This is a genomic window from Burkholderia stabilis (assembly GCF_001742165.1).
GTDB lineage: Bacteria > Pseudomonadota > Gammaproteobacteria > Burkholderiales > Burkholderiaceae > Burkholderia > Burkholderia stabilis.
Genome location: NZ_CP016442.1, coordinates 1,717,735 through 1,730,746 on the forward strand (window position 1 = coordinate 1,717,735; position 13,012 = coordinate 1,730,746).

The 13,012-nt window shown below is 68.6% G+C and carries 11 protein-coding genes; 6 read left to right on the plus strand and 5 right to left on the minus strand.

Annotated elements, in window-relative coordinates; all coding sequences use genetic code 11:
• The first annotated feature begins 40 nt into the window (after nt 1-40).
• Entirely contained in the window at nt 41-976 is a 936-nt protein-coding gene (locus tag BBJ41_RS08035) for an AraC family transcriptional regulator (RefSeq protein ID WP_069746066.1), read from the plus strand.
• A gap of 42 nt (nt 977-1,018) precedes the next feature.
• Here the strand turns inward: BBJ41_RS08035 and BBJ41_RS08040 are convergent, their stop codons facing one another.
• The gene (locus BBJ41_RS08040) at nt 1,019-2,230 is read right to left on the minus strand and encodes a pyridoxal-phosphate-dependent aminotransferase family protein (RefSeq protein ID WP_069746067.1); all 1,212 of its coding nucleotides are present in this window, start codon (nt 2,228-2,230) and stop codon (nt 1,019-1,021) included.
• Nucleotides 2,231-2,981: 751 nt separating this feature from the next.
• Between BBJ41_RS08040 and BBJ41_RS08045 the strand changes: the two genes are divergently transcribed.
• The 5 genes from BBJ41_RS08045 to BBJ41_RS08065 all read left to right on the plus strand — a co-directional run bounded on the left by BBJ41_RS08045 (nt 2,982) and on the right by BBJ41_RS08065 (nt 8,609).
• Nucleotides 2,982-3,965 carry a LysR family transcriptional regulator gene (locus tag BBJ41_RS08045; protein ID WP_069746068.1) on the plus strand — a complete coding sequence of 328 codons (984 nt, stop codon included), beginning with the start codon at nt 2,982-2,984 and terminating at the stop codon, nt 3,963-3,965.
• Nucleotides 3,966-3,995: 30 nt separating this feature from the next.
• Entirely contained in the window at nt 3,996-4,997 is a 1,002-nt protein-coding gene (locus BBJ41_RS08050; protein WP_069746069.1) for a 2-hydroxyacid dehydrogenase, read from the plus strand.
• A gap of 156 nt (nt 4,998-5,153) precedes the next feature.
• Nucleotides 5,154-5,948 carry a 5,6-dimethylbenzimidazole synthase gene (gene bluB / locus BBJ41_RS08055; protein ID WP_069746070.1) on the plus strand — a complete coding sequence of 265 codons (795 nt, stop codon included), beginning with the start codon at nt 5,154-5,156 and terminating at the stop codon, nt 5,946-5,948.
• A 238-nt stretch (nt 5,949-6,186) separates the two neighbouring features.
• A complete protein-coding gene (locus tag BBJ41_RS08060; protein ID WP_069746071.1) occupies nt 6,187-7,356 on the plus strand; it encodes an MFS transporter in 1,170 nt (389 codons plus the stop codon).
• Between the two features lie 92 nt (nt 7,357-7,448).
• Nucleotides 7,449-8,609 (plus strand): MFS transporter, encoded by a 1,161-nt coding sequence (locus tag BBJ41_RS08065; RefSeq protein WP_069746072.1) that lies wholly within the window; start codon nt 7,449-7,451, stop codon nt 8,607-8,609.
• A gap of 146 nt (nt 8,610-8,755) precedes the next feature.
• Here BBJ41_RS08065 and fahA read toward each other — a convergent pair whose 3' ends face one another.
• Genes fahA through BBJ41_RS08085 form a run of 4 tightly spaced genes read right to left on the minus strand, consistent with a single transcriptional unit; the run spans nt 8,756 to nt 12,995 of the window.
• Nucleotides 8,756-10,060 carry a fumarylacetoacetase gene (fahA, locus tag BBJ41_RS08070; RefSeq protein WP_069746073.1) on the minus strand — a complete coding sequence of 435 codons (1,305 nt, stop codon included), beginning with the start codon at nt 10,058-10,060 and terminating at the stop codon, nt 8,756-8,758.
• The gene (gene hmgA, locus BBJ41_RS08075) at nt 10,057-11,391 is read right to left on the minus strand and encodes a homogentisate 1,2-dioxygenase (RefSeq protein WP_069746074.1); all 1,335 of its coding nucleotides are present in this window, start codon (nt 11,389-11,391) and stop codon (nt 10,057-10,059) included. The genes fahA and hmgA overlap by 4 nt, the downstream gene beginning before the upstream one ends.
• Nucleotides 11,392-11,406: 15 nt before the next feature.
• A complete protein-coding gene (locus BBJ41_RS08080) occupies nt 11,407-12,768 on the minus strand; it encodes an MFS transporter (protein ID WP_069746075.1) in 1,362 nt (453 codons plus the stop codon).
• Nucleotides 12,765-12,995 carry a DUF2783 domain-containing protein gene (locus BBJ41_RS08085; protein WP_069746076.1) on the minus strand — a complete coding sequence of 77 codons (231 nt, stop codon included), beginning with the start codon at nt 12,993-12,995 and terminating at the stop codon, nt 12,765-12,767. The genes BBJ41_RS08080 and BBJ41_RS08085 overlap by 4 nt, the downstream gene beginning before the upstream one ends.
• Nucleotides 12,996-13,012 lie beyond the last annotated feature (17 nt).

A 13,012-nucleotide genomic window follows, 5' to 3' on the forward strand; every position in this document is an offset into this window, starting at 1 on the left:
CCGCACGCGGTGCCGCGCCCGCGCTTATACTCGCCGCATCATGAGTCTCTCCCTCTCCGCTCCGCCCGTCGACCGCGCCACCGCCCTGGCCGAAGGCGATTTGCCGTTCGGCCTGCAATCGGTGTGCCGCACGCTCGCCGACGCGAACGCGACGCTCGAGCGCTTCGCGTGGCTCGGCGATCATCTCGCGATCGCCGAATGGACGCGGATCACCGACGAAAGCGAGACGATCTACGAGCAGCCCGGCCACCACACGCTGTCGTGCTACCTCGACGGCGGCTACCGGACCGAGCGGGAACGCGTGCCGCGCTACGGCGCGCCGAGCCTGCTGTGCGCGCTGCCGGGCGACCATGAATCGCGCTGGTGGGTGCGCGGCGAGATGCACTTCATCCACCTGTATTTCCTGCCCGAACACTTCACGCAGCGTGCGATCCGCGAACTCGACCGCGAGCCGCGCGAGCTGAAGCTGGCCGACCGCACCTATTTCGAGGATGCGCGCGTCGCGGCGCTGCTGCGCTCGCTCGCGCTGGACGGCTGGGACGACGCCGACGAGCGGTTGCGCGTGAACGAAACCGCGCACGAGGTGCTGAGCCTGCTGCTGCGCGGGCAGAGCACGACGCGCACCGACGCGTCGTTTCGCGGCGGGCTCGCGCCGGCCGTGCGCCGCCGCGTGCGCGATTACATCGACACGTACCTGACGCAACCGCTGACGCTCGGCGAACTCGCCGACGTCGCCGCACTGTCCGAATACCACTTCTCGCGGATGTTCCGGCTGTCGTTCGGCCGCGCGCCGCACGCGTGGGTCGCCGAGCAACGGCTCGCGCGGGCGCGCGAGCTGCTGCGCACGACGTCGCTGCCGCTCGCGCAGATCGCGGCCGACTGCGGCTACGCGAACGCCGGCCACTTCAGCCATCGCTTTCGCGACGCGCACGGCACGACGCCGAATACCTACCGGCGCGCGATGCAGGGCCGCTGAGCGCGGCATGACCGGCCGGCCCGCGGCCGGCCGCTGCGTGGCTTACGCGCCGCGCCGCGACAGTTCCTGTTCGAGCGCCGCGACGCCGGCAGGCAGATCCACCGGCACCTTCAGATCGACCATCGTGCGGCCGAACGCATGCAGCGTGCGGAACAGGTTGTGTTCGCGGCACTGCTCGCCCATCTGCCCGATCCGCACGATCGGCAACCCGAACGAGCCGGAGATCTCGACCTGGTACTGCTTCGAGATATGGCCGCAGACCATCCCGGGCGTCAGCCCTTCCGGCGTCTCGATCCCGACCACCGAATTGAGCCGGCAATCTTTCGGCGCATAGAGCTTGAGCCCCATCGACTCGACACCCGCCTGCAGCGCGAGCGAGCAGCGCAGGTGGCGTGCGAAGCGGCTTTCGAGCGTCTCCGCGCAGACGAGCCGCAGCGCCTCGTGCAGCGCGAGCACGCCCGACACCGGCGCCGTGTAGTGATAGCCCGCGTTGTGCCAGAAGTTCTCCGCGAGCGCCATGTCGAGGCACCAGTGCGCGTTCGGCTCCGGGCGATGCTTCATGCGCTCCCACGCGGCGTCGGAGAACGCGATCAGCGATACGCCCGGGATCGACGACAGCCCCTTCTGGCCGCCGGTGATCACCGCGTCGATGCCCCACGCGTCCATTTCGAGCGGCATCGTCGACAGCGTGCACACCGCGTCGACGACGACCAGCGCGCCGGCCGCCTTCGCGAGCGCCGCGATGTCGCGCAGGTCGCGGTTCCACACGGTGTTCGACGTCTCGCCCTGCACGATCGTGACGATGTCGGGCCGCTCGCGCGCGATCGCATCCGCGATCTCGTCGAGGCTCGCGACCGCGCGATCGGCCACTTCGAGCGTCGCGACGTCGGCGCCGACGCGCGTGGCCATCTCGGCCATCCGCGCGCTGAAGAAGCCGTTGCGGATCGACAGCACGCGCGTGCCGCGCCACGCGAGGTTCGAGATCGCCATTTCCATCGCGGCCGAACCGGGGCCCGCGACGCCGAGCACCCACTTCGTGCGGGTCTGGAATACGTAGCGCGCCATCTCCTTCACCTGCTCGATGATCTTCGCCATCGTCGCGCCGAGGTGGTTGATCACGATCGTGTTCGCCTTCGCGACGGCGGCCGGGATCGGGACCGGGCCGGCCCCCATCATCAGCAGCGGTTCTTCGGGCAGGATCGCGTCGAGCGGCACGACGACGGGACAGGGAATCGGCGAGTAATCGATGGACATGGCGGGTAGAAGGTGAGGAAACGAAATGCATGGAAGTTCGCCGCGCTGCATGGCGAACTGATCGATCATTCCGCGTTCCGCGGCCTCGCGCAAGAGGCACGCGCGGCCTGACAGCATCGAACTGTCCGGTCGCCGGACCGGGCCAGCCGGCCGCGCGGGTATCGCGCGATGGTGTTCTTCATTGAAAAACGATTGCCGGCCGCTTGTGAAACGGTTCCATTCGGGTTCCGGCCGCGTGATTTTCTCCGGCAATATCCTCGCGATTCTTCGATACCGGCGGTTCAGACCGACTTGCGCATCGAACGAAATAGACCGGGCGCCCGATAAAAATCACCTCATGGAATGCGATACACAAAATCCACGCGTGACGACAAAACATCCATTATTCCAGCATGTATTGGGGGACGATTCCCTTAATTACCCGATCCAGCCTGATCGAATCACACACAACCCATTGATTAACATCAACAATATTCATCGTCGCGACGCATGCTCCAATACCGCGCCGGTTTTGCCCGGCAAGCGCGCGCGGCTTCGCTCCGTTTAACCGGTACTCGCGATTTCGATTTTCCGCAACCCGCCCATTTTCTCAGGTTGACGGATATCGCATCTGTATTGAACAATCATCTGCGGAATCGAAAACGGATTTTTCGATACGAGGGAGAACCAGGTGCCGCACGATGTGCTTTCGATGTCGTGCTGCGAAAAATCACAACCATAATCAATCAACCGGGCCAGAAATACGCAAGCCATGAACCAGATTCAGACCATGCGTGTATTCGTCTGCGTCGCCGAACAGCAGAGCTTTCGGCGCGCGGCGCACCATCTCGGCGTGTCCAATGCGCTCGTCACGCGTTCGATCGCGATGCTCGAGGGCCACCTGAACACACGGCTGATCCACCGCACCACGCGCAACCTGTCGCTCACCGAGGCCGGCGCGCGCTACCTCGACGGCTGCCGGGCGCTGCTCGAGGAGTTCGATCACCTCGAATCGTCCGTCGCGCACGCCGTGCGCGAACCGGGCGGCACGCTGCGCGTCGTCGCGTCGGGCTTGCTGTCGCCGCTTGCGCTGACGCCGCTCGTCAGCAGCTTCCGGCACCGCTTCCCCGAGCTGCGTGTGCAACTGACCGTCACCGAGGGGCCGCTCGACGTGCTCGATTCGGGCTACGACGTCGGCATCGTCACGGGCAACCGGCTCGACGGCAACCCGTCGCTGATCGGCCATGCGCTCGCGCCGAACCCGTTCGTCGCGTGCGCGGCGCCGGCCTATCTCGAGCGGCGCGGCGAACCGCGCTCGCCCGACGACCTGCCGGGCCACGACTGGGTCACGCTCGCGCCGCACCAGCATGCGAGTGCATGGCAGCTCGTCGGCCACGACGGCGTCGCGCATTCCGTCACGGTGCGCCCGGCCTGCACGGTCAACCAGCTCGCGCTCGTGCAGGCCGCCGCGCTGGCCGGCGCCGGCATCGCGGTGCTGCCCGAGCCGTGCGTCGCCGACGCGCTCAACCACGGCACGCTCGTGCGGCTGCTGCCCACCTACCGGATCGATGATCCCGACACGCAGTTGTCGCTCGTCTACCCGAACCGCCAGTACGTGCCGGCCCGCACGCGCAGCTTCGTCGAGCACGCACTCGACCACTTCGGCGCGCAGGCGGCCCGCGAGCGGGCGGACTACAGCTTCCTGCGCCAGCCGCGCGGCCCCGAACGCGCCGACATCGTCACGGGCCTGCAGTAAACTGCGCGCGTCAGCCATCGGAGGTGCAGCGTGCGCGTGATCCTGTTCAGCAGCCGGCAGTACGACGACGATTCGTTTACCGCCGCCAACCGGCAGTTCGGCTATCGGCTGCACTTCCAGCCGTCGCACCTCGACGCCGAAACCGCGATCCTCGCGCACGGCTATGAAGTCGTCTGCCCGTTCGTCAACGACACCGTCGACGCAGCCGTGCTCGAACGGCTGGCAGACGGCGGCACGCGCCTGATCGCGCTGCGCTCGGCAGGCTTCAACCATGTCGACCTGGCCGCCGCCGAGCGGCTCGGCATCACCGTCGTGCGCGTGCCCGCCTATTCGCCGCACGCGGTCGCCGAGCACGCGGTCGCGCTGATCCTCGCGCTCAACCGCCGCCTGCCGCGCGCCGTCGCACGCACCCGCGAAGGCGACTTCTCGCTGAACGGCCTGCTCGGCTTCGACCTGCACGGCAAGACCGTCGGCGTGATCGGCACCGGCATCATCGGCAGCGTGTTCGCGAAGATCATGATGGGCTTCGGGATGCACGTGCTCGCGCATTCGGTGCCGCCTTACAACGATGAATTGATCGCGTTCGGCGCGCGCTACGTCGAGCTCGACGCGTTGCTGCACCATGCCGACATCGTCAGCCTGCACTGCCCGCTGTTGCCGTCGACGCACCATCTGATCAACGAACGCACGCTCGCGCGGATGAAGCACGGCGCGATGCTGATCAACACGGGCCGGGGCGGCCTCGTCGATGCGCAGGCGCTGATCGACGCGCTCAAGAGCGGCCAGCTCGGCCATCTCGGGCTCGACGTGTACGAGGAGGAAAGCGGGCTCTTCTTCGAGGATCACTCCGACCTGCCGCTGCAGGACGACGTGCTCGCGCGCCTGCTGACGTTCCCGAACGTGATCGTCACGTCGCATCAGGCGTTCTTCACGCGCGAGGCGCTCGCGGAGATCGCGCACACGACGCTGCTGAACGTCGAGGCGTGGCACGCGGGCACGCCCGCCAACGTCGTGAGCGCGGCGAATCGCTGAACGCGCGGCGTCGTTCGCCTGTCGGCCGACGTCGTGCGTGCTCGCGACCGAACGCGCACTCCATCAACAATCCCATGTTTTGTTTCGACTGATGTAACGCGGCTCGCGCGCGGTCTGCTATCGTTGCGCCGACGTCCTCCCCTGCTTTTGCCGCTCATGCGTTTCGACGACTCCGCCATCGCCGCGGTCTACCGCGCCATCTTCGAACGGCGCGACATGCGCCATTTCACGCCGGCGCCCGTCGATCCGGCCGTGCTCGCGCGCTTGCTGCGCGCGGCGCACCACGCGCCGAGCGTCGGCTTCATGCAGCCGTGGCGCTTCATTCGCATCACCGATCCCGCGCTGCGCACCGCGATCCACGCGCTGGTCGAGGCCGAGCGCCGCGCGACCGCCGACGCGCTCGGCGAGCGCCAGGACGAATTCATGCGGCTGAAGGTCGAAGGCGTGCGCGAATGCGGCGAGCTGCTGGTCGTCGCACTTGCCGACGGCCGCGAGCGCCACGTGTTCGGCCGCCGCACGCTGCCGGAGATGGATCTCGCGTCCGCCGCGTGCGCGATCCAGAACATGTGGCTCGCGGCGCGCGCGGAAGGGCTCGGGATGGGCTGGGTGTCGCTGTTCGACGTCGATGCGCTGCGCACGCTGCTGCGGATGCCCGACGGCGCGAAGCCGATCGCCGTGCTGTGCGTCGGACACGTCGACGCGTTCTATGCGAAACCGATGCTCGAAGCGGAGCGCTGGGCCGCGCGGATGCCGATCGAGGCGTGCCTGTTCGAGAACGGCTGGGACGATCCGGCCGCGCTCGACACCGCCGATGCGTGTGCATCGCCCGCGCCGCTTTCGTCGCCCGAATCCGTCACCCCGGAAGCCGGCGTATCGGACGCAACGGACGCCATCACGGAACCGGCGCCATCCGCCGCGCGCCCCGGCGGGTCACCCGAACGCATCGCCTGACGAACAACGGACCACTGCCGCCATCGTTCCAACCCCGGCACATTCACCGCCGCCCCCGCCGAATCCCACACTGTGAGCTTCCCGCCTGCCGCCCCGTCGCACGCCGGCAACATCCGTTTTGGCCCCGAGCATAGGGGTTTTCACTGAAGTAGAATCGCGCTGTCGTTCGCCTGACCGTCCGCCCGTCCCGCGCATCCTGCGCCTGGCCCGAGCGGCGGCTTTTCCCGAGCCTACCGCGATGCCCTTACCTCTTTTCGCCCTTGCCGTCGCCGCTTTTGGAATCGGTACCACCGAATTCGTGATCATGGGGCTGCTGCCCAATGTCGCGCGCGATCTCGGCGTGTCGATCCCGGCCGCCGGGATGCTCGTGTCGGGCTACGCGCTCGGCGTGACGATCGGCGCGCCGATCCTCGCGATCGTCACCGCGAAGATGCCGCGCAAGCGCGCGCTGATGGGCCTGATCGGGCTGTTCATCGCGGGCAACCTGTTTTGCGCGATCGCGCCCGGCTATGCGGTGCTGATGGCCGCCCGCGTGGTCACCGCGTTCTGCCACGGCGCGTTCTTCGGGATCGGTTCGGTGGTCGCGAGCAACCTCGTCGCGCCGAACCGACGCGCGCAGGCGATCGCGCTGATGTTTACCGGCCTCACGCTCGCGAACGTGCTCGGCGTGCCGCTCGGCACCGCGCTCGGCCAGGCGTTCGGCTGGCGCGCGACGTTCTGGGCCGTCACCGGCATCGGCATCGCCGCGGCCGCCGCGCTCGCGGTCTGCCTGCCGAAGAACCTCGCGATGCCCGACACCAGCATCACGCGCGAATTCAGCGTGCTGAAGCACCCGCAGGTGCTGATGGTGCTCGGCATCAGCGTGCTCGCGTCGGCGAGCCTGTTCAGCGTGTTCACGTACATCACGCCGATCCTCGAGGACGTGACGGGCTTCTCGCCGCGTCAGGTCACCTATGTGCTGCTGCTGTTCGGCCTCGGGCTGACGGTCGGCGGCACGCTCGGCGGCAAGCTCGCCGACTGGCGCCGGATGCCGTCGCTGATCGCGACGCTCGCGCTGATCGGCATCGTCCTCGCGCTGTTCGCGGGCACGATGCACCTGCCGTTCGCCGCGCTCGCGACGATCTTCGTCTGGGGCATCCTCGCGTTCGCGATCGTGCCGCCGCTGCAGATCCTGATCGTCGACCGCGCCAGCGACGCGCCGAACCTCGCGTCGACGCTGAACCAGGGGGCATTCAACCTCGGCAACGCGACGGGCGCATGGCTCGGCGGGATGGCGATCGGCTCCGGCGTGTCGCTCGTGAGCCTGCCGTGGGTCGGCGTCGCGATGGCCGTCGCGGCGCTCGCGCTCACGCTGTGGTCGGCATCGCTCGAACGCCGTCCGGTGGCCGTGCCGACCGAATATGTGTAACGCAGCGGCGCGCATTGGTTGCGCGCGCAACCCCATTCGATGCTGATGGCCTTCATGGACCTTTCAAGGCACGCGGTGTAGCATCCCGGCCGATGAAAGCCATTCTTAATCGCGATTTCCTCGCGCTCATCCTGAGCGTCGCGGTCGTCGGCCTCGGGACCGGCGCCACGCTGCCGCTCACCGCACTCGCGCTGACCGAAGCCGGCCACGGCACCAACGTCGTCGGCATGCTGACGGCCGCACAGGCCCTCGGCGGCCTCGCGATCGTCCCGTTCGTCACCGCGCTCGCGCGGCACATCGGCTCGCGCCGCGCGATCGTCGTGTCGGTCGTGCTGCTCGCGGCGGCCACCGCGCTGATGCAGTTCACGTCGAACCTGATCCTGTGGGGCGTGCTGCGCGTGCTGTGCGGCGCCGCGCTGATGCTGCTGTTCACGATCGGCGAAGCCTGGGTCAACCAGCTCGCCGACGATTCGACGCGCGGCCGCGTCGTCGCGATCTACGCGACCAATTTCACGCTGTTCCAGATGGCCGGCCCCGTGCTCGTGAGCCAGATCGCGGGCGCGACGAGCATCCGCTTCGCGCTGTGCGGCGCGCTGTTCCTGCTCGCGCTGCCGACGCTCGCGACGATCCGGCGCGCGCCGCTCGCCGGCGACGATGCGCATCACGAAGCGCACGGCCGCTGGCTCGACGTGCTGCCGCGCATGCCCGCGCTGATCATCGGCACCGGGTTCTTCGCGCTGTTCGATACGCTCGCGCTGTCGCTGCTGCCGCTCTACGCGATGGATCACGGCGTCGCGAGCGCGACCGCCGTGCTGCTCGCATCGATCATGCTGTTCGGCGATACCGCGATGCAGTTCCCGATCGGCTGGCTCGCGGACAAGCTCGGCCGCGAACGCGTGCACCTCGGCGCGGGCTGGATCGTGCTGGCCGGCCTGCCGCTGCTGCCGCTCGTCATCGCGAACCCCTGGCTGTGCTGGCCGCTGCTGTTCGTGCTCGGCGCGGCGGCCGGCAGCATCTACACGCTGTCGCTCGTCGCGTGCGGCGAACGCTTCCGCGGCGCGGCGCTCGTCACTGCGAGCTCGCTGGTGTCGGCGTCGTGGAGCGCCGCGAGCTTCGGCGGCCCGCTGGTGGCGGGCGCATTGATGGAGCAACTGGGCAGCAACGCGCTGGTCGGCGTGCTGGTCGTCTGCGTCGCGGCGTTCGTCGCGGCCGCACTGTGGGAACGCCGCACTGCGTTGCAGCGTGCGGTCTGACGCCGGCTCGCATCGACTCGCGTCGATACATCGATCCCGCCGCCTGCCTGCAGGCAGGCAGGCAAAAAGAAAACGGCCCGCGCGATGCGGGCCGCCCTGTCCTTCCGAATAACGCGTGATCCATCACGCTGTCGTGCAGTCGAGCGTTACGCGCTCCGCGCCGGCAGGATCTTGCCCGCACACGTACCGAAGCCGACGCGATAACCGTCGCCCTGGCACCATCCGGCGAGCGTGAGCTCGTCGCCGTCCTCGATGAACGCGCGGCTGCCGCCGCCGTCCAGCGCGACCGGCTCCTTGCCGTTCCACGTCAGTTCGAGCAGGCTGCCGAACGAATCCCTCGTCGGCCCGCTGATCGTGCCCGAGCCCATCAGGTCGCCGACCCGCGTGTTGCAGCCCGCGACCGTGTGGTGCGCGAGCTGCTGCGCCATCGTCCAGTACATGTGCTTGAAGTTCGTGCGGCAGATCGACGTCGCTTCTGCCGCACCTTCGGCGCGCAGCGTCACTTCCAGCGAGATGTCGAACGCATGCTTGCCCGCGTGCTGCAGATACGCGAGCGGCTGCGGCGCCTGCTCGGGCTGCGCGGTGCGGAACGGTTCGAGCGCGTCGAGCGTGACGATCCACGGCGAGATCGTCGTCGCGAAGGTCTTCGCATTGAACGGGCCGAGCGGCACGTATTCCCACTGCTGAATGTCGCGCGCGCTCCAGTCGTTCAGCAGCACCATCCCGAAGATATGCGCTTCCGCGTCCTCGCACGCGATCGGCTCGCCGAGCGCGTTGCCGCGGCCGACGATGAAGCCCGTCTCCAGTTCGATGTCGAGCTTGCGGCACGCGCCGAACACCGGACGCTCCTGGTCGGGCAGCTTCAATTGCCCGTTCGGGCGCCGCACCGGCGTGCCGCTGACGACCACCGATGACGCGCGGCCGTTGTAGCCGATCGGCATCTCCAGCCAATTCGGCAGCAGCGCATTCTTCGGATCGCGGAACATCGAGCCGACGTTGGTCGCGTGCTCCTTCGACGAATAGAAATCGGTATAGCCGGGGATCTCGACCGGCAGATGCAGCGTCGCATCGCGCTGCGCGACGAGCACCTGCGCGCGCAGCGCCGCATCGTCGCGCAGCCGCGCGTCGTCGTGCGAGAACAGGCCGGACAGCTGCACGCGCACGCTGCGCCATGCATCGCGACCGAGCGCGATGAACGCGTTGAGCGTCGGCGCGGCGAACGCATCGGCGCCGGCAGGCAGCGTCACGAGGCCCGCGCGCACGAGCGCCGCGAGATCGACGATCTGGTCGCCGAGTGCGACGCCCGCACGGCGCGACGCCTGCTTCGCATCGCTGAAGATCCCGAACGGCAGGTTCTGGATCGGGAAATCGCAGGCGGGATCGTTCGCCGTCTCGACCCAGCTCTTGCGAGCCGGGTCGAGCGTCGCGCGCCAGTCTTGGGTATCGCTCATCGTTGCTCCGGGTTGAAGTGTTTCTTGATGCCTTGCCAGCACTCGAAGTAGTCGGCCTGCAGCTGCGCGGTGTCGAGCGCATAGCGCGTCGGCCGGATCAGCGTGCGGGTCTCGAACATGAACGCCATCGTCGCGTCGACCTTGTGCGGCTTCGTCGTGTCGCTCGCGGACGCCTTCTCGAACGTGTCCGCATCGGGCCCGTGGCCCGACATGCAGTTGTGCAGGCTCGCGCCGCCCGGCACGAAGCCTTCGGCCTTCGCGTCGTACGCGCCGTGCACAAGCCCCATGAACTCGCTCGCGACGTTGCGGTGGAACCAGGGCGGGCGGAACGTGTCCTCGGCCGCGAGCCAGCGCGGCGGGAAGATCACGAAGTCGATCGTGTCGACGCCCGGCGTGTCGCTCTGCGCCTGCAGCACGAGGAAGATCGACGGATCGGGATGGTCGAAGCTGATCGAGCCGATCGTGTTGAACAGGCGCAGGTCGTATTTGTACGGCGCATAGTTGCCGTGCCACGCGACGACGTCGAGCGGCGAATGGCCGATGTCCGCGCGCCACAGGCGGCCGTTCAGCTTCGCGATCAGTTCGAACGCGCCTTCGCGATCCTCGTACGCCGCCTGCGGCGTCAGGAAGTCGCGCGGATTCGCGAGACCGTTCGAGCCGATCGGGCCGAGATCCGGCAGGCGCAGTTGCGCGCCGAAGTTTTCGCAGATGTAGCCGCGCGCGTCGCCGTCCGGCAGCGCGACGGAGAAGCGCACGCCGCGCGGGATCACCGCGATCTCGAACGGCTCGACGTCGAGCCGGCCGAACTCGGTCGCGATGAACAGGCGCCCCTGCTGCGGCACGATCAGCAGTTCGCCGTCCGCGCTGTAGAAGAAGCGGTCCTGCATCGAGCGGTTCGCCGCGTACAGATGGATCGCGCAGCCGTTCATCGCAGCCGCCGAGCCGTTGCCGGCCATCGTCACCATCCCCTCGACGAAATCGGTCGGCTCGGCCGGCATCGGCAGCGGGTCCCAGCGCAGCTGGTTCGGTGGCGTCGGCGGCACGTCGGGCGAATCGCCGAATTCGGACACGAGCCGCTGCGGGCCCGCGAACGGCTCGAACGGCCGGTGCACGGCCGCCGGGCGGATGCGGTACAGCCACGAGCGGCGGTTGTGGCCGCGCGGCGCAGTGAACGCGGTGCCCGACAACTGCTCCGCATACAGCCCGTACGGCGCGCGCTGCGGCGAGTTGCGACCGTGCGGCAGCGCGCCGGGCAGCGCCTCGGTTGCGAATTCGTTCGCGAAACCGCTCAGGTAGCCGGCGGTCGCCGGTTTCGACAGGTCAAGCGTCATCGTTTCCTTTCTCCATCAATTCATCGCGGCGTTCGGCGCCTGCGCGCCGCCCCGCCGCGTCACTCCCGCCAGCACGAGGACGAACAGCGCCGAGCACAGCACGGGCACGGCAGCCGCGTGGAACAGCGCGCCGTTCGACCAGTTGAGCGCAATCAGTTGCCCGCCGACGAGCGGCCCGAGCACCGAGCCGATCCGGCCGATGCCGAGGCTCCAGCCGATGCCCGTCGAGCGCAGCGACGTCGGGTAATACTGGCCCGCGAGCGCGTTCACGGCCGGCTGCCCGCCGACCACGCAGAACCCGCCCGCGAACACGACGATCAAGAGCCACGGCAGCGCATGCGCGACCGAGCCGATCAACCCCACCGACACGGCCGCGCACGCGAAGCATGCGAACAGCACGCGCACGAAGCCGTAGCGTTCGATGAACCAGCCGAGCGACAGCGTGCCGATCACGCCGCCCGTCTGCAGCACCGTGCCGACGATCACCGCCGTGCCCGGCGAATAGCCCGCGTCGCGCATCACGGTTGGCAGCCAGTTCGACAGGAAATACAGATCGATCAGGTTCATGAAGCTGATCGCCCACAGCAGCAGCGTGACCGGCAGACGGCCGTGGCTGAACAGCTCGGCGACCGGTGCGCCGGTCGCGGCGCGCTCGCGCACGACGAGCCGCGTCGACGCATCGATGCCGGCCTGCGGCGCGAAGCGTGCGAGCCAGTTGCGCGCCTGCGCGTCGCGCCCTTTCAGCACCAGGAACTGCAGCGATTCGGGCAGCCGCGCGAGCATCGCGATCGTGAGCACGAGCGGCACCGCGCCGCCGACGAAGAACACCGACCGCCAGCCGAGCGCCGGGATCAGCGCGGCGCTGATGAAGCCGCCGATCGCAGCGCCGAGCGTGAAGCCGCACGACACGATCATCATCCGTTTCACCCGATGCGCGGCCGGGCTGAACTCGCCGACCAGCGCCATCGCGTTCGGCATGATGCAGCCGAGGCCGAGGCCCGTGACGAAGCGCAGCGCCATCAGCACCGGGATCGAGCCGGCGAACGGCGTCGCGAGCATCGTCACCGCGAAGAACAGCGTCGAGCCGATCAGCACCGGGCGCCGCCCGATCCGGTCGGCCAACACCGACAGCCCGAGCGCGCCGAGCAGCATCCCGAACAGGCTCGCGCTGAACACCGGACCGAGCGCCTGCTTCGGCACGCCCCATTCCGCGATCACGCTCGGCGCGACATAACCCATCGCCTGCGCATCGAAGCCGTCGATCACGAGGCACAGCCCGCACAACACGAGCAGCATCCAGTGAAAGCCCGGGTTGTGCGTGTCGTCGAGCACGCGCTCGACTTCGAGCACGCGCGCGTCGGCCGGCGCCGCGCTCATTGCGCCACCTCGGCGGCCGGATGCACGGGCGGCGTCACGCCCTGGCGCGCGAGCGTCATCGCTTCGCGCAGCACGTCGAGGTCGCCGATCTGGTTCGCCAGCAGCAGGATCAGCTTCGCGTTGACGAGCTGGCTGTCGCTGTCGGACAGGTCGCGATGCATGTCGATCAGCGCTTCGTAGAACGCGTCGGGATCGGCCAGGCGCGGGCGGGTATCGAGTGGGGGCATGACGGTCTCCGGTGTCG